This window comes from Chishuiella changwenlii, from assembly GCF_900142565.1.
GTDB classification, from domain to species: domain Bacteria; phylum Bacteroidota; class Bacteroidia; order Flavobacteriales; family Weeksellaceae; genus Empedobacter; species Empedobacter changwenlii.
In genome coordinates this window covers 33312-54862 of the sequence record NZ_FRBH01000003.1, presented here as the reverse complement: position 1 = coordinate 54862, position 21551 = coordinate 33312, and the positions used below count along the sequence as shown (strand labels likewise).

The window sequence follows — 21551 nt, the reverse complement described above, 5'->3', positions numbered from 1 at the left end:
TTTAGCATCGCTTTTTTTATTGGTATACATTTTGTAATATTGTAAAACAATTTGCAATAAAACCATATGAAGCACGTTATACTTTTTTTATCATTTTTTATCTTAACACTCGGAACTGCATCAGCCCAGTCGAGATTTGATCAGGATAAAGCTCCTATAAGCTTGTATCCTAATCCAGCGAGTGTTTCTTTTACAGTAAAATTTGAATCACCTTCTAAAATTAATACTGTTGCTGTTTATTCAATAATCGGAAACGAAGTAATGTCTAAAAAATATGAAGGAAATAGCAAATTAAATTTCAACATACAAAGTTTGAAAAAAGGAAAATACATTGTCCGTGTTTTTAACAACGATGGTTCTACAGAAACTTTATCTTTAATTAAGAATTAAAAAAATAACATATAAAAAAATGCAGTTCAATTGAACTGCATTTTTTTTTATATATATTATTCTTATTTTACTTTTTTGAAGTTTTCTTCAACTTGTTTCCAATCTAAAACATTATTGAAAGCAGTTAAATAATCTTCACGCTTATTTTGATATTTTAAATAATAAGCATGTTCCCAAACATCAATTCCTAAAATTGGTGTCCCAGCAACTTCTGCTCCTGGCATTAATGGGTTATCTTGATTTGCAGTACTTGTAACTGCTAAAGTTCCGTCAGCTTTTACAACTAACCAAGCCCATCCAGAACCAAAACGCTTCGCTCCTGCTTCATCTAATTGTTTTAATAAACCATCTACAGAACCAAAAGTCGCATCAATTTTAGTTTTAAGCTCTCCTGTTGGTGCTTTCTGTGGATTTGGAGACATGATATCAAAATATAACATGTGATTGTAATATCCACCAGCATTGTTACGTAAAGCAGAATTGTTCATATCTAAGTTTTTCAAGATACTAACAATATCATTCGATTTGTTATTAGCTTCTTTTAAAGCAGCATTCAGCTTATTTGTATATCCTAAATAATGCTTAGAAAAGTGAACTTCCATTGTTTTTGCATCGATATATTGACTCAATTCATCATAACCATATTTTAATGGTTTAATCTGAAATGTACCTGGGTCAGCTTTTACATCTGTAGGGTTACCAACTGTTTCTGATGTTTTTACTGTATCAGTTGTTACAACTTCTCCTCCTACTGGTGCTTCGGTATTCTTTTTATCCTCACATGATTGTGCAAAGAAAAATAAACCTAAAACCGACATTAATGTTATTGTCTTTTTTATCATGTTTTATGTATTAGATTAATTATAATTAATTATCTACTAAAATAACGGTTTTTAGTAAATAATAAAATTGATTCGTTTAAATGTTTTGTTAAAAAAGGGAAAGCATTTATATTCTTATAATTTACGACCAGATATTCCTGTTGCGCATCCAAAGAAATAACGATCATACTTAACATTCAAGTTATTATTTTCGAAGATTTCTTTCACTTTTTCACTATCTCCAAAGTTTTCTGTATATGTCCATAGCATTCTATAATCATTCGGATTTCCTAAAAATAGTTTACCCAAAATTGGGATAATACTTCCTAAATATAAACGATATAAACAAAGTAATAATTTATGCTTAGGTGAAGAGATTTCAATAAAAGTAAACTCACCATTCTCTTTCAAAATATGGTGAACCGTTTTTGCTAAACAATGAAGTTGCTCATCATTAAAGGTTTTTAATCCAAAAGCACATGTTACAATATCAAATTCTTTTGCTGGAAGATTATGTTTTAAAACATCTTGTTGCAAAACATTGAATTTTTTTGATGATTTAGATTTACTCTTTTTTACCATTTCATCAGAAAAATCTAATGCTGTAAATTCTCCATTTGGATATTTTTTAATTAAATAATTCCAGTTCTCACCAAGACCAGAAAGAAGATCTATTACTTTAATATCAGAATTAGAACTTGAAAGTTTATTGATAAATTGTTTTCTCCAAATAATAGAAAAACCAAAAGATGTAATAAAATTCATTCGTTCATAAGAACTTGACATCTGATTAAAGAGTCTTTTTACAAACTCTGGCTCGTATATATCCATTTATTTAAATTATAGGTTAGATTAAATGGAAATATAGCAAAACTTATCCTATTGATTATCTTTTTTCGTTATTCGGTAGGAATTTTAGAAACATCCATAAAGAAAATTTCCCACGTATGTCCGTCATAATCTTCAATTGTACGTTGTTGCATAAAGCCATAATCTCTTATTTCGTGCGGCTCTGTTCCTCCTACTTCTAGCCCATTAGAAACAATTTTATTTACTTCATCCAAACTGCTAACAGATAATGAAAAAAGTCCTGCAACTGCCGACTTCGTATCAGCTATTGGTTTAGTTGCAAAAGTAGAGAACTTTTCGTGTGTCATTATCATGACGAAAATAGTGTCGCTCCAAACCATACATTTTGATGTATCATCAGAAAATTGAGGATTATTTGTAAACCCCAATACAGTATAAAAATCCATAGATTTTTGTAAATCTTTTACTGCTAAATTAATAAAAACTTGTCTTGTCATTTTTTTGTGTGTTTAACTTATTCTAAGTTAATGAAATAAACAATTAAAATAAAATTATTTATTATTAAAAAGATAATTTAGACTACATACAATATGAGAAAAACATTTTATATATTAGGATTTTTAAAACTAATAGAAAATAATGAATTTAATTACCCAATTCAAAGGTCAAAATGGTAAAATATTAGTATACGATGATTATATAGAGTTATCTAAAGATACTTTTGGAGGCTTCATTTCACAAGGAGGATATTCTGGAAATAGACGCTATTTTTACAGCGATATTGTAACAATAGAATATAAAAAGCCTACATTCATTGCAAACGGTTATTTTAAAATAATTATTGAAGGAACTACTGAAAGTAATGCTACTGTTGGTCTTTTTGCTTCTTCTTCTAATAGCATGAAAGATCAGAATACTATTATTCTTAGAGCATTTACAAAAAAAGTTGGAGAAGAGACAGATAGCATTTTCAAACTCTTAATGCAAAAAATATCTGAATTCAAGAAATCTCAAAATACCCCTGTCAATCCAATTAGTAAAATGGATGAATTAAAAAAATTAGGTGAACTAAAAAGTTTAGGTATTATTACCGAAGAAGAGTTTCAAGTTGAGAAACAAAAACTTCTAAATAGCTAATTTTACACATATATTTTTCTTTTTAGATCATAAAAATATATTCAAAAAAAAAAAATCTGGAAAATAATTTTTCCAGATTTTTTTATAATTTTTAAGAATTATTAAGCTCTCTTGTAGTTTACAACGGCCTCTATAAAAGCTTGTGCGTTTTCTACAGGAACGTTTGGTAAAATTCCATGTCCTAAGTTTGCTATATACTTATATGGTCCGAAATCGTCTATCATTTCTTTTACCATTTGCTGAATAGTTTCTGGTGGAGATAATAAACGAGAAGGATCAAAGTTTCCTTGTAATGTTTTCTTAAATCCTGTAAACTCTCTTGCTAGCTGTGGTGTAATTGTCCAATCTACTCCTAAAGCTGAAGCTTTAGAATCTGCCATTTTTTCTAAAGCAAACCAACACCCTTTTGCAAAAACAGTTACAGGAACTACTTTAGAAACTTCGTTTACAATTTGCTCTATGTATTTCCAAGAAAATTCATCGTAATCTTTTGGTGATAACATACCTCCCCAAGAATCAAAAATTTGAATAACATTCGCTCCATGTTCTACTTTCTTCAATAAATATTGAATGGTAGTTTGTGTTATTTTTTCTAATAATTGATGTGCTGCTACTGGATTTTGGAAACAAAAACCTTTTGCTTTATCAAATGATTTAGATCCTTGTCCTTCTACAGCATAACATAATAATGTCCAAGGAGAGCCAGCAAAACCAATCAATGGAATATTATTATCTAATTCTTTCTTTGTAATATCCATTGCTGCATATACATAACCTAATTCTTCTTCAACATCTGGAATGTAAACTTTTTCTACATCTTGTGCTGTACGAATAGGATTTTCTAACCAAGGACCAACACCTGGTTTCATTTCGAAATTCATTCTCATTGCTTGTGGTACAACCAAAATATCTGAAAAGATAATTGCTGCATCTAATGGAAAACGACGAATTGGCTGAATAGTTATTTCTGCTGCTAATTCTGGTGTTTGACAACGTGTAAAGAAATCGTATTTATCTCTTAATTCGATAAATTCTGGTAAATATCTACCTGCTTGGCGCATCATCCAAACTGGCGGACGTTCTACTTCTTCTCCTCTCAATGCTTTTAAAAGCAAATCATTCTTTATCATCAATGTATTTTTTTATGTTTTCTACAACTTCCTCCAACAATGGAATGGTTGCCGTTATAATCTTATGGTTTGGATAAACTTCTTTTATTGCGGAAGTTGTTGTATTTCCAATTGTAAAAATACAAGAACTTTCTGGAATATCATTTTCTTGGTTAAAAGCTTTAAAAGAAAGTGGGCTAAAAAAAACATACGCATCATAAATATTATCTAATTTATAATTAATTTGTTCCGAGCAGTAAGTAATTACTTCATTTACTTCATGATTCGCTTTACTTAATTCATTAATCAACAAATCTCTTCGAGAAGATCCACACAAAAAATTCCATTTTGTTTGATAATCTCCCTCAATTATCTTCTTAGCTAAATCTTCTGCGTAATTTTCAACAAGTACTACATTTCTATTTTGTGCTTTTAATTGTAGTGCTGTTTTATGCCCTACAACAAAAAAATGACCATTCAAGTCCAAATCTCGAATGGCATTTACTGTATTTTGACTTGTAACAATATATTGTTCAATAGCGTGATCTATATTTTTATTTATTTCATCTACCGAAATATAATCTAATTTTAATGTGGGTCTACAAGCAACCTCAACATTATTTCCGAAATGTTTTTGTATAATTTCAGAAGTAATCAATCTGGTAAATAAAATATTAGTAATCACTATTTTGATCCTATTTGTTTTTTGATTTCTTCAATCATTTTTCCTGCACCTTGTGCAATACATTCTTCTGCAAATTCACGACCTTTTGTTTCGTATTCATTTGCTTTGAATTGTCTTTCTATGCTAATCATCTCTTGTCCATCAATAGATAAAATTGCTCCTTTAAAAGAATAATTTTCTTCATCTATTTTCTCAACTAATGCTCCAATAGGCGCAGTACAACCTCCTTCTAATACATTTAGAAATTGACGTTCTACTGTTGCAAATAATTCACATTCTGGATTATTGATATCATTTAAGTTAAATCCTTCTTTTGCTACAATTCCTAAAATTCCTTGAGAAGGCGCAGCAATCATCCAATCAATAACTTTATAATGAAGACCTTTATCCTTTAATTCATCCAAAATCTCTGAACGATCTAATCCTGCAAAAGCAAAAATAGCTCCATCCCAATCTTGGTTATCTTGTAATTTTTTTAATCGTAATTGTACATTACCTCTTAAATCTACAATTGTATCGTTTGGGTATTTATAATTCCAAAATGCTTTTCTACGTAAAGATCCGGTTGCTATAGTGCGGTGTTCTTTTTGAAAGATTTCTTCGGATTTATATACTAAAATATCCGCAGAACTTGCGCGTTCCGGATAAGCAATTAACTCTAAAGATTCTGGTAAAACAGTCGGAACATCTTTTAAAGAATGAACAGCTATATCTACTTTATCATTTAATAAAGCAATATCTAATGAACGAGTAAAAACACCTGTTAATCCTAAAGAATAAATGGGTTGTTTTAAATTCTCATCTCCTTCCGAAGTAATTGGAACAATTTCCGTCGAGTGACCTTTTGCTTCTAAAACTGAAGCAATTTTATTGGCTTGCCATAGCGCTAATGGGCTTTGACGTGTACCAATTTTTATTGTTTTCATGATTGTATTAAGCTTGTTTTAAACGAAACATTTTTTCCATTAACAGAATCGTCTCATCTGCATTCTCTTTATTTTCTATTAAATAAGATGCAAATTGATTTGTAATTTTCTGAATTACTTTTTCTGTTAAAACTGTTTCATTTTCATCGATATTTACATTATCTTTTTTCAAATTGTTTAATGCAAAAGATTGAAAAAAGTCTAATCTATTTTTAAATGATTGAATAGCTGGAACTAATTCTCTGGTAGATAACCATTCGTAAAATTCAGCAGAATGCTCTTCTATAATAGCTAAAGCTTCTGGAATTGCATTACGACGTTGAGCAATTGTATCATCAACCATTTTAGATAATCCATCTACGTTTACTAACTGAATGGCTTCTCTAGATGCTAAAGTATGAATAACATTTTCTGGAACAGACATATCAATAATTGTCATTTCTTTGTCGTAAGGAATCATTTCTTCTGTAATTGTATAATTACTTGCTCCTGTTGCAACAATAAGAATATCTGTTTTTGTTAATTCTTCTTTTAATTCGCTATGGTCTTTTACCGTAATATCATATTTTAGTCCAAGCACTTCTGCTTTTTCTTTTGTACGGTTAATTAATGTAATATTTGTATTTGGATAATGCTTAACTAAATTAGCACAAGTATTTCGACCTATTTTACCAAGTCCGTATAACAAAATATTTTTGTTGATTAAATTTCCTTGTGTTGCTTGAATAAAGTTAACAGCAGAATAAGAAACTGAAGCAGAACCGTTACTTAAAAAAGTTTCGTTTTTTACTTTCTTACTAATTTGGATAGCAGTATTTACTAAACGCTCTAAGAATGCATTTGAAGCGCCTTGTTTTTTGAAACGAGAAAACCACAATTTAATCTGACCAATAATCTCGAAATCTCCTAATATCTGACTTTCTAAACCAGACGACACACGAAATAAATGTCTAATCGCTTCTTCTCCTTCTTTTACAGCCATAAACTGGCGAAAATCTTCTGCATTACCTTCTGTAAATTTACAATATTGCTCAACAATCTGATTTTCGTTTTCTGCAAAACCATAAAATTCAGTACGATTACAAGTCGAAACAATAAAGAAATTTTCTAAACCTTCTGCTTTAGAATCTTCTGTAAACGCTTCTACTTGTTCTGGAAAAAATGTAAATTTACCACGTGTTATAGCATCAGCTTTTTCATAACTAATCCCTATCACGTAAAATTTTTCTTCCTTATTATTATTTCTAATTGTCATTCTATCAAATACTGATACAAAAGTAGTTTCTAAAGTATTGTTAAAATAACTTAAAAAATAAAAAATAACGCTAAAAAATAAACTTTCCTTTTTTAGAATAATTATAAATTAATATTTTATATTTGTATGTAAACCATTATAAAAAGGACAGTTGACAAATGTCACGTTTTTTATATGACAAACCTCATTATTCGAAATGGATTTAAAAAATACCCATAAAAGTAAAATTAAAGAATATAAACTGTTTGCTGACGCTTACCTTGCTCAGATAGATAATTTTACAGATTCTACAGAGTCAATTCTAAAAGGAATAGACAAGCGGTATATTCAATTTTATTTTTGTACAAAAGGATCATTGACATTTAATTTTAATAATGGTATTTATAAAATCAATCTCAATGAAGGGAAAAGCTTTTTGTTTTATTATCCAACATTAGATATTCCTTTAAGTTTAAATATTAATGCAGAAAGTAAGGTTTATATTATTGTTTTATCTATTCAGAAATTACAAGAACTATTTACCAATTATGAAATAGAGAATGATTTATTGTCTACAATGACACAAGAAAAATTTTATATTGAAAGAGAAATTATTCCTTCTATTAGATTAGTTTTAAATCAGGTTGAACAGATGAAGCTTTCAGATCAATTTCAGAATTTATTTTTAATTGGAAAAATGTACGAATTATTCTCGCTTTACTTTTCTGATATAGAAAACAAAACGGAACATTCTCCATTTCTTGACAATGAAAATGAAGAAAAACGAATTAAAGAAATAAAAGATTTTCTGATAAAAGATTTTAAAAATCCTCCTACAATTAAGCAACTTTGCGAAAAGTTTTCCATTTCAGAATATCACTTAAAAGAAGGTTTTAAAGAGGTTTATAATTCTACTATTTATGGTTACTTATTAGATAAAAAATTAGAATTTGCTTTGCATAAATTAGAACAAAATCAGCAAATGGTAAAAGATATTTCGTTTGAAATAGGCTATGAAAATCCTTCTCATTTTATTTCTGCGTTTAAGAAAAAATATGGCTTAACTCCAAAGCAATATATTAAGCAGTTTAAATAATAAAAACTTTAATCTAAAAATAATACCTAAACGTTTAATAAATAATTATTTTTACAATCTTAATTATTTATTAAACGTTTATTATGAAAAAACTTATACTTCTTTTTGCCCCATTCATCTTACTTGCACAGCAGCCCGAATATTATGAAGGTATAAACTTTAAGCAAGAAGGAAGCAAAATAAAACAAGAGTTACATGATTTAATTAATTCAACTCATCAACCTGTAACTTACACACCTGGTGTTTGGGATATCTTAAGTGAATCTGACTTAGATTTAGATTCTGAACGCAGAGTTTTATTAATCTATGGTTTTACAGATGATTCTACAGATTTTAGAGAACAACGCACACGCGATGTAGATAATAAAAATCAAGGCGGTGGTGGTACTGGTAAATGGGAAAGAGAACACGTTTTTCCTAAATCTTTAGCTGTTCCAGTTTTAGAAACTAATTATCCTGGGACAGGAACAGATGCACATAATTTACGCGCTGTGGATGGACAAACTAATGGTAGTCGTAGTAATAATCCTTACAGAGAAAAAGTTAATGGAATAGATACAACAGGACAAGCAAAACTTTATAATAAAGCTTTTTATCCTGGTGATGAATGGACTGGAGATGTGGCACGTATTATTATGCACATGTATATGCATTATGGTTTAGAAACTGATCCACAGAAAGTTGCTAATGATAAAACAACAAGCAATAATGATAGAGTGCCAGATATGTTCTTAAGATGGAATGTATTGGATAAAGTTTCTGAATTTGAAAAAGTTAGAAATGAAGTTATTGCTGCAAAACAAGGTGATAGAAATCCATTTATTGATAATCCATATTTAGCTACACTTATTTGGGGAGGTGAAAAAGCAGAAAATACGTGGGCAGAATTAGAAACTATTAATTATGAATATCAACAAAATATAATAGAAATTTCTCCTAACCCAACAACAGATAAAGTTATGATTAATGCTAATACTTTTGTAAAAGCTAATTTATATGATATTAATGGTAGATTATTAGGAGTTGATCTTGGTAAAGAAGTTAGTTTATCTCAATATCCTGCTGGAATTTACATCTTAGCAATACATTTAAAAGATGGAAATATTGTAACTAAAAAAGTTATCAAAAAATAAATAGTATTCTTGAATTACTTTAAAAAGTAAAAAAGACCTCAGAGTTATGAATTCTGAGGTCTTTCTATTTATAATACTTTCGTTTATAAAAGTATAATTTATAGTGTAAAAGATTCTTTATTAGCAGCCTTCGTTATACATTAAATCAAAAGAAACTACTTTATCATTTACAAGATTAAACTGTAAAATACTTCCTGCATCGTAATCTTCTACATTAAAATAACGGAAAGCTTTTGTTCTTTTATCTGTCTTTTCATCATACCCATCAAAAATGGAAATATTAAGATTTTTATATTTCGAAATTAAATCGTCTAATGTACTTCCTACTTTTATTCCTGATAATGTTTTTAAACTAGAATCCGATGATTTAATCATATACACAGAAAGCTTTGAAGCATTCGCTCCTTCTTCTCCAGTAGAAGATAAGCTTATTTTATATGTTACTCCTTTAGATACAACTGTAACAGGATCTTCTGGATAACCATATTCATTTAATTTCATCTTAACTTTCTGGCCAATTACTTTTTCTAATTCGCTCAGTTTCATTCCTAATTTAATATCATTTATACGGGTAGTAGAAATTTGTGCCTGTAGACCAATACCTACAAGAAAGGCAGCCATCAAAAAAATTTTCTTCATATATATGTTTTTTATAAGTCTATTAGTTTTAAAAATCAATTTAGAACAATTAACCTAAATAGACAACTTAAACGCAAATTACAAAAGAAATTTGAATCGATTATTTTTTTAACAATAAGTGTTTAAAATTAGCCGTAAACAACTATTAAATTATTCTTCTGATGAATCGAAGTTTATGAGAGTATTTTTGAGAATCTGTATTAAAAATACCATTAGAATCTACAGGATCTATACGAACTTTCCCATGAGCATGTAAAATAGTTCCATTACCACACATTATACCTACATGAATAATTCGACCTTCTGCATTATCAAAAAAAGCTAAATCTCCTGGTTCTGCTTCTTCTACAAAACTTAAAACCTCTCCCATTTCTGCTTGCTGATAAGCATCGCGCGGAATAGTATATCCGCCTATTTTATAAACTTGTTGGGTTAGACCTGAACAATCTATTCCAAATGAAGATTTTCCTCCCCATAAATATGGAACATTTAAATAAGCTTTTGCTATTTCTACCAATTGCTCTTTGGATTTTTTACCAGACGTATAAACTCCAAAATATTCAATACATTTTGTTCCAATTTTTATTTTGCTTTCGCAAAGAGAACGTAATTCTGCACCAATTGTTAATGTTGTAGGCAATCCATTCTCCATTGCATGATTATATGGATTAATGGCAAATTTTTCTATTTTATTGGCTTGATATTCTTCTTCAGAGATTTCTATAATCTGTTTAGGATCTATCCAACCTTCGTAAGTATCAAAAGATAACTGAACTTTTGTCCATTTATCCAATTGCTCTAAAATAATTAATTTTTCTCCAAATAATACTTGACTCACCATTTCTGATGAATCTCTTGCTTCCGAACGTAAAGGAGCTACACTAACTTGACAAATGGCGTATTTCATTATTTTTTTCGAATTAAAGTAATTCCATCGCGGATTGGTAAAATAATTGACTCTACTCTATTATCATTGGTAATCATTTCATTAAAATCTTTTAGAATCTGGGTAGATGGATCTTTTTTATCTTCTTCCTCTAACATTACTTTTCCGTACCATAAAACATTGTCTACTAACATTGCTCCTCCAGGACGTAATAATTCTAAAACTTTTTCGAAATAATATGGATAACTTTCTTTATCTGCATCAATAAAAGCTAAATCTACAGAATCTTTTTCAATTGTATTTAATTCTTCTCGCGCATCATTAATCCTAAAATCAATTTTAGAAGAATAAGACGATTCATCAAAGTATTTTCTACATAAATATTCTAATTCATCATTTTTATCTATCGTAATAATTTTACCATCACTCGTTAAACCTTCTGCTAAACACAATGTTGCATAACCAGTAAAAGTTCCTAATTCTAAAATAGTTTTTGGAGATAAAATTTTAGATAAAACACTTAACAAACGACCTTGGTATTCTCCCGAGATCATGTGTGGTTGTGTTGTACATTGATAAGTTTCTACACGTAAACGGCTCAAGATTTCTGGTTCTTGCTCTACGTGATGATCTAAATACGATTCTAAAATTGGTGAAATATTTATCATACCTTATAAAAAGTATACAAAAATAAAAAAATCGTACTGAATATCGTCTATTTAAAACAAAATTCGGTACGAAATATTTAAATTATATCTAATTAATTCTAAATAAGATGATTTTTTCTTGCTTTCTGTATTACCTTTCCTTCAGACAAGGCACTATTTATCTCACATAAAAGTAACCCACTTCCTCCTCCATAATGATGAATTTGCTTTACATTAGGATAATTTTCATTTAACCAGTTTTCTAAAAGAATTGTCTCCTCTTCTCCTATTCCACTACTATAAAGAACTATTTTAATTGGATTTTGTTTTAAAATTTCTTCTAAATCGGTTTGTGTAAATGCACAAAAAGCTTTCCACGCTACATTGTTATTGATAACACGATTTAATGTTTCAACAATTTCTTTATTCTTTCCAAAAACAGCTATATTGATTTGCATAATTAACTAATTATTATGCAAAGTAATTGGATTGAAATAAGATTAACATTGACTTAAGTTAAGAAATCATCTTCCTATAAAAAGCACTCTTCAGGATTGTAAGAATTAATTTCAATTTTTATTACAATTTCTTTCTTTAAATAGAATGTAAGTCTTGTTCCATTTTCTTCGTCTTCTATCGTAAATTCTCTTGTATTTTCTGTTGCCTTGTTTACATAAACAGTGTATTTATCAGAATAAGCTTTCCATAAATCTTCTAAGGAGTTTCCTACTCCTAAACCAGAAATTGTTTTAATTGCTTTACTTGTTGTAGAAATAGATTTTAAATAAGAAATATCCTCCTCTCCGCTTAAATAACCTTTTCCAACATACACCGTATATTCTATTCCTTTCTGTTTTACTTTAAATTCTGTATCATCTGCTATTGCTGCAGGTTTATTACCCATTAATTTTAAAACGTCATTAGAAGACATTTCAATTTTAAACTCATTCATTCTTGTAGTTGTTATCTGAGCCGATACAACAAAAGAATTAATTAAAAATAAGCAATATAAAAGATTAGTTTTCATAAATATTATTGTTTAAATAAGCAGATTCATTCACTAATTTTATTTCTGAAATAGTATTTTTATTTAAATAAAAATATAAAGAAGAGCCATTATCTATATCATTTAAAATAAAAATTCGTTTAGAATTTTCATTGTTTCTTGTATCAAAATTGTTCTTTACAGAAATATCATAGTTCTTATAATTCTTCCATAAATCATTTAATGTACTTCCTACTTTTATTCCAGACAATGTAGAAAGATTTTTAGATGTTGAAGAAACTGAATAGACTTCAAGTTTTTTTGTTTTTAAATTGTTGTAATAAACAACATGATAAGTAATGCCGTTAATTGTTATGTCTTGTTCAGGCATATCTTCATTACTAACATCCATTACGGTAAGTTGTTTAGGATTTAACTTTGAAACCTCTACATTATTCATTTTACTTTTAATATCTCCAAATTGTGTTGTTGATATTTTCTGAGCTAAACCATTTACAAAACTGATTACTACTATAATAATCGACAAATATATTTTTCTACGCATAAAAATTAATTTGAGCAATATGCTTTATTATTTTACCTTCTTGTATAACCCAAATAGCATCATAAGTTGCAGCGCCATCGCTAAATGTACCGAACAAATAATATTGATTTGAATCTTTATTATAAGTTAATCGAAATTTTTTAGTTTCGATATTATATAATTTTTTATAAAAATTATCTGGAACTTTAACTAGATTATCTTTATAATAAATTTTAAATGATTGATATTCATTTTGGGGCAATATTCCATCTGTTCCTAAAATCTCTTCACCATCAATAGCATAAATTAAGTTTCCTTCTTTAGTTATGATGTGATTATTTTTATCAAATTTTTTAGTTTCTATTAAAATCTTAAGATCATTTATCTCAAAGTTCACAGAATTATTTGTTAGTTTCACAGCATCAATACTTTGGAAGTCTTCTACTTTTTTAATTCTATCATGAAAGACATAACCATTAGCTTCTGGCTCATACTCTACCAAAACCCATTGCGAATTAGCCACTTCTTGATCAATTGCTAAAACCGTTCCGTTATTTATTTTTTGTAAAATCTTAGAAGTTGTATTTTCTTCTTCTCTAACATTAACAAATCCATCTTTATCTTGTACAATACCAAACTGTGCATGTACAAAATATGAATGAAAAACTATAAGTAAAAGTAAAATTTTTCTCATAATTATTTATTTTATCTCAAGGTATAAAAATAGATTATTTTTTGAATAATAATTTATTTTTTTATTTATATAAGCTAAATAATTTGAAAATACACACTCATTAAATCAAGAATAAAGCAACACTTAAAAGGTTAGTAATCAATATGTAAATTAAAAAAAACTCTTTTTTTAATCAAAAAATATGTAATTTTGAAAAAAATGAAAACTCTATGTTAAAAAAACTATTTTACTTATCTACCATTCTAATTTCAATGCATTCTTATGCGCAAGTAGGTATAAACACAAACAATCCTCAGGGTGTTTTACATATTAATTCAACAGCTAATAATCCAACTAATACAAGAACTGATGATGATGTTGTTGTTGCAGCTAATACTGGTAATGTTGGTATAGGACATGCATCTCCTGCAGTTAAATTAGACGTAAAAACATCTGGAAACTCTTCTTCTCCAGTACCTGGTTTTAAATTAGTTGACGGAAGTCAAGGTGAAGGGAAAGTATTGCATTCTGATGCTAATGGTGTAACTTCATGGAGAGATGTTACCCTATTTAATAAAAATCCTGTAATAGGAACTTTTAATTGGGCTGCTCATACAAATATTGGGAATACAGGGTGGAATAGTATTTCTACTATTTCTGTTCCTCCTGGTACACATATGATTTATATAAAAATACATGTCTTAAATACACCAAATAACGGTTTTTTAAGAACATATGTTGGTACAAGAAATCTAGGTCGAAACAACTCAAACTCTAATGATAATCCTTTATTAGGAGGAACAAATTTTCAGCCTTATGTAGGAAAAGATTTTGAAATGACGCAATCATTTGTCTATACAAATACTGAAGCGCATAATGTATCTCTGTATTTTAATTTACAATCGGATAGTAATGCTGTAAGACGTAGTGAGTATACATATGATAGAAGAACTACTTTTTTAGGAGTTAATCTTATAGAAAACTATTTCATGAGTATGCCTGCCAACTAATAAAAAATAAAAGTTTACACTATATTTAAAAACCAATATGATAAATCATCATGTTGGTTTTTTTTTATGTCTCAAAATCTATTATTAAATAAATTAAAACAGAAATTAATTCTACATAAAACATACTGTTATCAGTACTTATATATTTATTCAGCACCATCTACCTATTAACTGTTATTACTTTTTCAAAAAAAATATTTTTTTTTCATTTTTCTTTTGTTTATTTGCAACAAATTATTCATTTATAAACAATTAACCGTTTTATTAATAAGCCTATATAAAAAAATAATTTTTTAATTTCATAACCAACCAACGAAAAAACCTAACCTAAATGAAAAAAGTATTTTACTTAATTACTTTTGTATTATCTGCTATGACTTTTGGTCAAGTCGGAATTAATTCTACCACACCAAAAACAACTTTAGATGTTACAGGAAAACCTACAGATAATACTTCTGCAGATGGTGTAATTGCACCAAGATTAACTGGAAATCAACTTAAATCTAAAGATGCGTTATATATCAAAACAACCTCAAATTTTGAAGGTCAGACTGGAGCTATTGTTTTTATTACACAAGCTGTTACTGGAACTCCTGCAGGAAAAACAATTAATGTAACTTCTTCTGGTTATTATTACTTTGATGGAGATGTTTGGAAAAAACTGAATGATTCTGTTACACCAGCAACATCTTCCTTTGCTAATAGTCGCCCTGGTGCAGTAAAAATAGCAATGAATCAGTCTAATTTTTTAACCTTAAGTGGTACACAAGCGTATGGATTATTAATGCAAAATAGTCCATCTACAAGTACTAATCCTACGTATGTAACAGGCGTATATCCTGGCGGTGTATCTAATGGTTCCCCTAGTGATATTGTAAAAGTTGTTTCTGGATCTGGAGCCAATAATTATGCTCTTTTAGAAGCTCCTATAAATGGTAATGGAAATTTTTATAGATTAAACATGTCATTTATTATGGGAAATAATCCTCCTGCTGCAACAAAATATTTTAACGTTAGAGTAGAATCTATTGGAACAGGAGCGTTAATTTATGAAGATTCTATTGTTGTCCCTGGAGGTTTAAATACTGGACATGAAACTCCTTTTCAAATCTTTTTCTCTACAATTGCAGACAATTCCTCAATTAATGTAGGGTATAGATTAGTTTTTCGTGTAGATACTGCTGCTTCTCAAGGATTACCAGGTCAAATTGGAATTAAAATTATTGATATCGCAAGGATAAATCAATAAGTTTTTGTCAATATAAAACATAGTATTAATGCTATTGATTGTACATTTTTATTGCTTTAGATAAAGGTAGAATTAATAGCATATATTATAGTATAAAACTGCTAAAACAGAAAGTTTACAAGGGAAATTTCTATTCATTTCAAATCTTAAAATATTCTTAATCAATGTTTAAAATTGTTAAAATTACAGATAATTTATTCAAAAAAGACGTAGTTTTGCAAAAATTTTAACCATGTATAAGAACATTTTATATTTATTTACTCTCATATCAATAACATTAAACGCTCAAATAGGGGTTAATACAAGTGCTCCACAAGGAGTTTTTCATGTAAATTCAAATACAGCTAGCGATCCAAACAACAATAATAAAACAGATGATGTTATTATATCTAATACAGGAAATGTAGGGATTGGATTAATTAATCCTGCTACAAAATTAGATATTAAAACTAATGGAACTGTTTCTACTCCTATTCCAGGAATTAAAATAGTAGACGGAAATCAAGCTGATGGTCGTGTATTACATACGGATGCAAATGGTGTGGGTACTTGGGAAGATATTGTTTTATTTAATAAAACTCCAATTGTTGGGACATTCTCTTGGGCTGCTGACACAAATTTAGGAAATAATAATTTCAATAGTATTTCCAGTATCTCGTTAACTCCTGGTACACACATGATTTATATTAAATTACATGTATTAACAACTGCAACAAATGGTTATTTTAGAACCTATGTAGGAACTAAAAACTTAGGGACAAACAACAGTAATGCTGGTGGTGAAACACCAATTTTTGGAAGTACGAATTTTCAACCATTTATAGGAAAAGATTTTGAAATGACGCAATCGTTTGTATATACAAATACAACAAGTAATAACATAACAATTTACTTTAATGTTCAGTCAGATGTTACGACTATTCAACATAGTCGATATACTTATGACAATCCGACTGCTTATAAAGGGGTTAATTTAATGGAGAATTACTTTTTTAGTATTCCTGCTAATTAAATGATATCAATAAAAAAATCTGCTTTTTGTAAAAGCAGATTTTTTTATTGATAGAGGTTTTTTAAACTAATTCATAAAATTTATATTCCGTTTTAAACCATCATATTTTGTTCGTTTAACAGGCGATTTTTTAAATATTTCTTTAAATACATCTTCTGTTATTTCTTTCCAATCATTCTTTGAAAATTGATTAATTTTTTCGTTTCCAACAAAACGACTTTCTTTTGTAGGAAGAGAAAAACGATTCCAAGGGCAAACTTCTTGGCAAATATCACAACCAAAAATCCAGTCATCAAATTTTCCTTTTAATTCAGTAGGTATTTGATCTTTCAATTCTATTGTAAAATACGATATGCATTGACTTCCATTAACCGTTTTATTTGGTAATATGGCTTCTGTAGGACAAGCATCTATACAACGTGTACATTTTCCACAATGATCTGTTTCTATAGGATGATCGTATTCTAAATCTAAGTCTATTATTAATTCAGCTAAAAAGAAAAAAGAACCTTTTTGTTTTGATAATGTCAACGAATTTTTTCCAACCCAACCTATTCCAGCTTTTTTTGCCCAAGCATGCTCTAGAATTGGAGCAGAATCTGCAAAAGCTCGTCCACTAACCTCTCCTATTTCTTCTTGAATATATTCTAATAACTCTCTCACTTTTTCTTTTACCACAAAATGATAATCTTCACCTTGTGCATACATAGCTACTTTATAAGCATCTGGATTTCTATCCAAATTCTGGTAATAATTATAAGCTAAAGAGATAACAGATTTTGCATCTTCAACCAATAATCTTGGATCTAATCGCATATCGAAATTATTTGCCATATAGCTCATTTCTCCATGGTAATTATTATTTAACCAAGATTCTAATCGAGGTGCTTCTTCTTCTAAAAAATCTGCTTTGGCAACCCCGCACGAAACAAACCCCAACATTTCAGCTTTATCTTTGATTTGTTGAGTCCATTTTACTTTAATATGTTCCGCTGTTTCGAGAAGCACTATTTATGATGTTAGATGTTAGATGTTAGATGTTAGATGTTAGATGTTAGATGTTAGATGTTAGTGCAAAATTAATTCTTAATAACATTTCGACAAGCTCAATGTGACAAATTAGTACTTAAAACACACAGTGTCATGTTGAACTTGTTTCAACATCACATCCTATTAAGTTTCTATTCATTCGAGTGATTTTTCGAAATGAAATGAAGAAAAATTGTATCGAGAAATTGGACAAAACTATTTTAAAACAACTTTCATTTACAAATCAAACAAATCAGTTTGTGGTGAGTTTTCTCCACGATATTTTACACCAATATGTTTATAGGCTTTTTCTGTCGCAACTCTTCCACGAGCTGTTCGCATTAAATAACCTTCTTGTATTAAATATGGTTCGTAAACTTCTTCCAAAGTTCCTCCATTTTCACCAACTGCTGTTGCTAAAGTTGTAATACCTACTGGTCCTCCTTTAAACTTTTCTATAATTGTAGATAAAATTCTATTATCCATTTCATCTAATCCATTATCATCAACTTTAAGTGCTTTTAAAGAGAATTCTGAAATAGATAAATCTATTTTTCCATTTCCTTTTATTTGAGCAAAATCTCGTGTTCTCCTTAATAAAGCATTTGCTATACGAGGAGTTCCACGACTTCTACCAGCTATCTCTATCGCTGCTTCAAAATCTATTGGTGTGTTTAGAATACGAGAAGAACGCTCTACAATAGAACTTAATAATTCTACATTATAATATTCGAATCTAAAATTAATTCCGAAACGAGCACGTAATGGTGCTGTTAATAATCCAGATCGTGTTGTAGCTCCAATTAGAGTAAAAGGGTTAAGACCAATTTGAACTGAACGTGCATTTGGTCCAGATTCTATCATAATATCAATCTTAAAATCTTCCATTGCAGAGTATAAATACTCTTCTATAACGGGAGACATTCTATGAATTTCATCAATAAAAAGCACATCATTCTCTTCAAGATTTGTTAGCAAACCTGCTAAATCGCTTGGTTTGTCTAAAACTGGACCTGATGTAATTTTAATTCCAACACCTAATTCATTTGCAATAATATTTGCCAATGTTGTTTTTCCTAAACCTGGAGGTCCATGTAACAAAACATGATCCAATGCTTCACCACGAAGTTTAGATGCTTTTACAAAAACTTCTAAATTTTCTAAAATATGGGCTTGCCCTGCAAAATCATCAAAACTTTGCGGGCGAACGGTATTTTCGTGACTTAAGTCATCGTCTGGATAAAATTCTTTATCAGGATTTAATAAATCTGACATAAAATGATGATATAAATTATAATGATAAAATTACGAAGTACAATTTAAATAATCCTTCTTACTTTTACAGCTACAAAGAACGCAATATTTTTTTAGATAAAAAGAATTATGAGTAAAGGAATATTATTAGTGAACTTAGGTTCTCCTGATTCTACCGAAGTACAAGATGTAAGAACTTATTTACGTGAGTTTTTAATGGATGGAAAAGTAATTGATACACCATGGTTAATTCGTAAAATGATTGTTGAATTATTTATTTTACCCAAACGACCAATAAAATCTGCTGAAGCTTACAAGAAAGTGTGGACAGATAAAGGTTCTCCATTAATTGTTTACTCTAAAATTTTACGCGAAAAAGTTCAAGAAAAAATGAACATTCCTGTTGGATTAGCTATGCGCTATAAAAATCCATCTATAGAATTCGGAATTCAGGAACTTTATAATAAAGGTGTTCGCGATATTTTAGTCGTTCCTCTTTATCCTCAATACACAATGTCAACAACAGAAACTGTTGCAGATAAAGTGTTAGATGTTCAGAAAAAGAAATTTAAAGATGTAAACGTACAATTTTTAAAAGCCTTTTACAATCATCCAGATTATATAAAAGTTTTGGGTGACTCTATAAAAGAAAAATTACCTGAGAATTATGATAAACTTTTATTCTCTTATCATGGTATTCCAGAAAGACACGATCGTAAAGCAATTGCTGCTGCAAAACGTAGTAAATTACCAATAGAAACATACAGAAACCAATGCTTGGAAACAACAAGATTGGTTACAGAATATTTACAATTACCAGAAGATAAATACTTCACTTCTTTTCAATCTCGTTTAGGAACAGATCCATGGATAAAGCCTTATACAGACGAAACTTTGGAAAATTTCCCAACAGATGGTGTTAAAAACATTGCTGTTTGTACGCCTGCTTTTGTTGCTGATTGTTTAGAAACTTTAGAAGAAATTTCTATGGAAGGAAAAGAGGATTTTGAACACGCTGGAGGTGAACAATTTACATACATCCCTTGTCTTAATGATAGAGAAGATTGGGTTGAAACATTAGTAAAATGGTTAGAGGGTTGGCAAAATAATTAATAAACGACTCTCGGCTTACAATAAATTAAATATCTTTGTTTGGAATTTTTCAATTTTAAACAAAGATTTTTTTTTGAATGAGACTAATTTTTTCAATCATTTTTTTAATATTGTCCTTATTTACCTCAGCTCAGTTTTTAGATACCAGTGGGAATCTAATTATTGATGGGCGCAAGTATTTAAAATCTAAGGTAGATACTACTGGTCGAAAATCTGGTTGGGAGGTTTATGGGACAAACACTTTAACCGTTAATCAAAATACATTTTCTAATTGGCTTGCCGGAGGTGAAAATTCTGTTTCACTAAATGGAAAAGTCGATTATGAATTTAATTTTCGTAAACAAAAGCATTTTTGGGATAATCGTTTCATTTTAGAATATGGTTTTATTGATAATAAAACCAATGGAACAAGAAAAACTGCAGATAATATAAATCTTACAACATCTTACGGTTATTTAATTAGAGAAAAATGGTATTTAACCTCATCTTTAAATATTCGTTCTCAATTTTCTGCGGGTTATGATTATGCTGCAACTCCAAGAAAAAAATTATCTAATTTATTTGCTCCTGGTTATATAACAATCGGTTTAGGAGCTAATTATACGCCAAACTCTAGTTTCTCTATAAGTATTCAACCATTAACTTCGAGGACTACGATAGTTTCTGATAGAGATTTACAGAAAAAAGGTTCTTATGGTCTTAAGAAAGATGGTGATGTTTTTCTTTTCGAGATTGGAGCTTATTTAGGAGGTCGATATAAATTTAAGTTATTCGAAAATGTAACTTATGATAATAATATTGGTATATTCTCTAATTATTCTAACAAATTTTATAATTTAGATATTGTATATGCTGGTGTTCTAGATATGAAGATTAATAATTTTATGTCTACACAGCTTACAATTAATATGATTTATGATGACGACCAAATAAAACAAACACAGTTTAAACAAGCATTGGGTATTGGATTGGTTTATAAAATTGACAGTACAAGTAAGAAGAAAAAACGTCGTAAGAAAGAAATTCTACCTTATTTTGATACATCAGAATCCTCTCCATTAAAATTACCTGTTATGAAGTTAAATAAACAACATTATGATGAAGTTTTTGAAAAGAAGACAATTAACGAAAACTCTATTTATTTAAAATCTGAAACTATATTCTAACTA

25 protein-coding genes are annotated in these 21551 nt (G+C 28.9%); 9 read left to right on the top strand and 16 right to left on the bottom strand.

The genetic code is table 11. The features are described from left to right. The first annotated feature begins 66 nt into the window (after positions 1-66). Positions 67-390 carry a T9SS type A sorting domain-containing protein gene (locus tag BUA86_RS03550; RefSeq protein WP_072929947.1) on the top strand — a complete coding sequence of 108 codons (324 nt, stop codon included), beginning with the start codon at positions 67-69 and terminating at the stop codon, positions 388-390. Positions 391-452: 62 nt separating this feature from the next. On the opposite strand, the gene BUA86_RS03545 is transcribed toward BUA86_RS03550, so the two are convergent. The 3 genes from BUA86_RS03545 to BUA86_RS03535 all read right to left on the bottom strand — a co-directional run bounded on the left by BUA86_RS03545 (position 453) and on the right by BUA86_RS03535 (position 2518). Beyond that, positions 453-1232, bottom strand: a complete 780-nt coding sequence (locus tag BUA86_RS03545) for a superoxide dismutase (protein ID WP_229731928.1) — start codon at positions 1230-1232, stop codon at positions 453-455. Between the two features lie 114 nt (positions 1233-1346). Further along, entirely contained in the window at positions 1347-2042 is a 696-nt protein-coding gene (locus BUA86_RS03540) for a class I SAM-dependent methyltransferase (RefSeq protein WP_072929944.1), read from the bottom strand. A gap of 68 nt (positions 2043-2110) precedes the next feature. Beyond that, the gene (locus BUA86_RS03535; RefSeq protein ID WP_072929943.1) at positions 2111-2518 is read right to left on the bottom strand and encodes a VOC family protein; all 408 of its coding nucleotides are present in this window, start codon (positions 2516-2518) and stop codon (positions 2111-2113) included. Between the two features lie 142 nt (positions 2519-2660). Here BUA86_RS03535 and BUA86_RS16195 point away from each other — a divergent pair, with 142 nt between their 5' ends. Then, positions 2661-3158 (top strand): SHOCT domain-containing protein, encoded by a 498-nt coding sequence (locus BUA86_RS16195; protein ID WP_072929941.1) that lies wholly within the window; start codon positions 2661-2663, stop codon positions 3156-3158. Positions 3159-3259: 101 nt separating this feature from the next. Here the strand turns inward: BUA86_RS16195 and hemE are convergent, their stop codons facing one another. The 4 genes from hemE to hemA are packed head-to-tail and all read right to left on the bottom strand — an operon-like array spanning position 3260 to position 7133. After that, positions 3260-4288, bottom strand: coding sequence for a uroporphyrinogen decarboxylase (gene hemE / locus BUA86_RS03525; protein WP_072929939.1), 1029 nt, complete (start codon positions 4286-4288; stop codon positions 3260-3262). Then, positions 4275-4952, bottom strand: a complete 678-nt coding sequence (locus BUA86_RS03520) for a uroporphyrinogen-III synthase (RefSeq protein ID WP_178300392.1) — start codon at positions 4950-4952, stop codon at positions 4275-4277. Before BUA86_RS03520 ends, hemE begins: the two co-directional genes overlap by 14 nt. After that, the gene (gene hemC, locus BUA86_RS03515) at positions 4952-5878 is read right to left on the bottom strand and encodes a hydroxymethylbilane synthase (RefSeq protein ID WP_072929935.1); all 927 of its coding nucleotides are present in this window, start codon (positions 5876-5878) and stop codon (positions 4952-4954) included. The genes BUA86_RS03520 and hemC overlap by 1 nt, the downstream gene beginning before the upstream one ends. Before the next feature lie 7 nt (positions 5879-5885). Further along, the gene (hemA, locus tag BUA86_RS03510) at positions 5886-7133 is read right to left on the bottom strand and encodes a glutamyl-tRNA reductase (protein WP_072929933.1); all 1248 of its coding nucleotides are present in this window, start codon (positions 7131-7133) and stop codon (positions 5886-5888) included. A gap of 196 nt (positions 7134-7329) precedes the next feature. Between hemA and BUA86_RS03505 the strand changes: the two genes are divergently transcribed. Both BUA86_RS03505 and BUA86_RS03500 read left to right on the top strand, forming a co-directional pair. Further along, complete coding sequence (locus BUA86_RS03505; protein WP_072929931.1) at positions 7330-8208, top strand: AraC family transcriptional regulator; 879 nt, start codon at positions 7330-7332, stop codon at positions 8206-8208. Positions 8209-8291: 83 nt separating this feature from the next. Further along, complete coding sequence (locus tag BUA86_RS03500; protein ID WP_072929929.1) at positions 8292-9341, top strand: endonuclease; 1050 nt, start codon at positions 8292-8294, stop codon at positions 9339-9341. Positions 9342-9461: 120 nt separating this feature from the next. On the opposite strand, the gene BUA86_RS03495 is transcribed toward BUA86_RS03500, so the two are convergent. The 7 genes from BUA86_RS03495 to BUA86_RS03470 all read right to left on the bottom strand — a co-directional run bounded on the left by BUA86_RS03495 (position 9462) and on the right by BUA86_RS03470 (position 13736). Further along, positions 9462-9980: a hypothetical protein gene (locus BUA86_RS03495; protein WP_072929927.1), complete on the bottom strand. Its 519-nt coding sequence runs from the start codon at positions 9978-9980 to the stop codon at positions 9462-9464. A gap of 145 nt (positions 9981-10125) precedes the next feature. Next, positions 10126-10887 carry a C40 family peptidase gene (locus tag BUA86_RS03490; RefSeq protein WP_072929925.1) on the bottom strand — a complete coding sequence of 254 codons (762 nt, stop codon included), beginning with the start codon at positions 10885-10887 and terminating at the stop codon, positions 10126-10128. After that, complete coding sequence (locus BUA86_RS03485) at positions 10887-11534, bottom strand: O-methyltransferase (protein WP_072929923.1); 648 nt, start codon at positions 11532-11534, stop codon at positions 10887-10889. Before BUA86_RS03485 ends, BUA86_RS03490 begins: the two co-directional genes overlap by 1 nt. Positions 11535-11632: 98 nt before the next feature. Then, positions 11633-11971, bottom strand: coding sequence for a hypothetical protein (locus BUA86_RS03480; protein WP_072929921.1), 339 nt, complete (start codon positions 11969-11971; stop codon positions 11633-11635). Between the two features lie 74 nt (positions 11972-12045). After that, complete coding sequence (locus BUA86_RS03475) at positions 12046-12540, bottom strand: hypothetical protein (protein WP_072929919.1); 495 nt, start codon at positions 12538-12540, stop codon at positions 12046-12048. Next, positions 12530-13063: a hypothetical protein gene (locus BUA86_RS16190; RefSeq protein ID WP_188435036.1), complete on the bottom strand. Its 534-nt coding sequence runs from the start codon at positions 13061-13063 to the stop codon at positions 12530-12532. Before BUA86_RS16190 ends, BUA86_RS03475 begins: the two co-directional genes overlap by 11 nt. After that, positions 13056-13736 (bottom strand): SH3 domain-containing protein, encoded by a 681-nt coding sequence (locus tag BUA86_RS03470; protein WP_072929917.1) that lies wholly within the window; start codon positions 13734-13736, stop codon positions 13056-13058. The genes BUA86_RS16190 and BUA86_RS03470 overlap by 8 nt, the downstream gene beginning before the upstream one ends. A gap of 209 nt (positions 13737-13945) precedes the next feature. Here BUA86_RS03470 and BUA86_RS03465 point away from each other — a divergent pair, with 209 nt between their 5' ends. From BUA86_RS03465 to BUA86_RS03455, 3 genes are all read left to right on the top strand, one after another. Continuing rightward, positions 13946-14725: a hypothetical protein gene (locus BUA86_RS03465; protein WP_143147232.1), complete on the top strand. Its 780-nt coding sequence runs from the start codon at positions 13946-13948 to the stop codon at positions 14723-14725. A gap of 331 nt (positions 14726-15056) precedes the next feature. After that, entirely contained in the window at positions 15057-15974 is a 918-nt protein-coding gene (locus BUA86_RS03460; RefSeq protein WP_072929914.1) for a hypothetical protein, read from the top strand. Positions 15975-16206: 232 nt separating this feature from the next. Continuing rightward, a complete protein-coding gene (locus BUA86_RS03455) occupies positions 16207-16986 on the top strand; it encodes a hypothetical protein (protein WP_072929912.1) in 780 nt (259 codons plus the stop codon). Between the two features lie 66 nt (positions 16987-17052). On the opposite strand, the gene queG is transcribed toward BUA86_RS03455, so the two are convergent. Then, entirely contained in the window at positions 17053-17994 is a 942-nt protein-coding gene (gene queG / locus BUA86_RS03450; RefSeq protein WP_083580288.1) for a tRNA epoxyqueuosine(34) reductase QueG, read from the bottom strand. A gap of 258 nt (positions 17995-18252) precedes the next feature. Further along, positions 18253-19290 carry a Holliday junction branch migration DNA helicase RuvB gene (ruvB, locus tag BUA86_RS03445; RefSeq protein ID WP_072929908.1) on the bottom strand — a complete coding sequence of 346 codons (1038 nt, stop codon included), beginning with the start codon at positions 19288-19290 and terminating at the stop codon, positions 18253-18255. Positions 19291-19398: 108 nt separating this feature from the next. Here ruvB and hemH point away from each other — a divergent pair, with 108 nt between their 5' ends. Beyond that, positions 19399-20382, top strand: coding sequence for a ferrochelatase (gene hemH / locus BUA86_RS03440; RefSeq protein ID WP_072929906.1), 984 nt, complete (start codon positions 19399-19401; stop codon positions 20380-20382). Between the two features lie 110 nt (positions 20383-20492). After that, the gene (locus BUA86_RS03435; RefSeq protein ID WP_244891553.1) at positions 20493-21548 is read left to right on the top strand and encodes a DUF3078 domain-containing protein; all 1056 of its coding nucleotides are present in this window, start codon (positions 20493-20495) and stop codon (positions 21546-21548) included. Positions 21549-21551: the final 3 nt, after the last annotated feature.

Bases quoted from the DNA above. Each gene is read 5' to 3' on its own strand.
- BUA86_RS03550 (WP_072929947.1), top strand. From the start codon at position 67: ATGAAGCACGTTATACTTTTTTTATCATTTTTTATCTTAACACTCGGA.
- BUA86_RS03495 (WP_072929927.1), bottom strand. From the start codon at position 9,980: ATGAAGAAAATTTTTTTGATGGCTGCCTTTCTTGTAGGTATTGGTCTA.
- BUA86_RS03545 (WP_229731928.1), bottom strand. From the start codon at position 1,232: ATGATAAAAAAGACAATAACATTAATGTCGGTTTTAGGTTTATTTTTC.
- BUA86_RS03535 (WP_072929943.1), bottom strand. From the start codon at position 2,518: ATGACAAGACAAGTTTTTATTAATTTAGCAGTAAAAGATTTACAAAAA.
- BUA86_RS03465 (WP_143147232.1), top strand. From the start codon at position 13,946: ATGTTAAAAAAACTATTTTACTTATCTACCATTCTAATTTCAATGCAT.
- BUA86_RS03470 (WP_072929917.1), bottom strand. From the start codon at position 13,736: ATGAGAAAAATTTTACTTTTACTTATAGTTTTTCATTCATATTTTGTA.
- hemE (WP_072929939.1), bottom strand. From the start codon at position 4,288: ATGATAAAGAATGATTTGCTTTTAAAAGCATTGAGAGGAGAAGAAGTA.
- BUA86_RS03540 (WP_072929944.1), bottom strand. From the start codon at position 2,042: ATGGATATATACGAGCCAGAGTTTGTAAAAAGACTCTTTAATCAGATG.
- BUA86_RS03480 (WP_072929921.1), bottom strand. From the start codon at position 11,971: ATGCAAATCAATATAGCTGTTTTTGGAAAGAATAAAGAAATTGTTGAA.
- hemA (WP_072929933.1), bottom strand. From the start codon at position 7,133: ATGACAATTAGAAATAATAATAAGGAAGAAAAATTTTACGTGATAGGG.
- BUA86_RS03455 (WP_072929912.1), top strand. From the start codon at position 16,207: ATGTATAAGAACATTTTATATTTATTTACTCTCATATCAATAACATTA.
- BUA86_RS03475 (WP_072929919.1), bottom strand. From the start codon at position 12,540: ATGAAAACTAATCTTTTATATTGCTTATTTTTAATTAATTCTTTTGTT.
- BUA86_RS16190 (WP_188435036.1), bottom strand. From the start codon at position 13,063: ATGCGTAGAAAAATATATTTGTCGATTATTATAGTAGTAATCAGTTTT.
- BUA86_RS03460 (WP_072929914.1), top strand. From the start codon at position 15,057: ATGAAAAAAGTATTTTACTTAATTACTTTTGTATTATCTGCTATGACT.
- BUA86_RS03485 (WP_072929923.1), bottom strand. From the start codon at position 11,534: ATGATAAATATTTCACCAATTTTAGAATCGTATTTAGATCATCACGTA.
- ruvB (WP_072929908.1), bottom strand. From the start codon at position 19,290: ATGTCAGATTTATTAAATCCTGATAAAGAATTTTATCCAGACGATGAC.
- BUA86_RS03490 (WP_072929925.1), bottom strand. From the start codon at position 10,887: ATGAAATACGCCATTTGTCAAGTTAGTGTAGCTCCTTTACGTTCGGAA.
- hemC (WP_072929935.1), bottom strand. From the start codon at position 5,878: ATGAAAACAATAAAAATTGGTACACGTCAAAGCCCATTAGCGCTATGG.
- hemH (WP_072929906.1), top strand. From the start codon at position 19,399: ATGAGTAAAGGAATATTATTAGTGAACTTAGGTTCTCCTGATTCTACC.
- BUA86_RS03500 (WP_072929929.1), top strand. From the start codon at position 8,292: ATGAAAAAACTTATACTTCTTTTTGCCCCATTCATCTTACTTGCACAG.
- BUA86_RS03505 (WP_072929931.1), top strand. From the start codon at position 7,330: ATGGATTTAAAAAATACCCATAAAAGTAAAATTAAAGAATATAAACTG.
- BUA86_RS16195 (WP_072929941.1), top strand. From the start codon at position 2,661: ATGAATTTAATTACCCAATTCAAAGGTCAAAATGGTAAAATATTAGTA.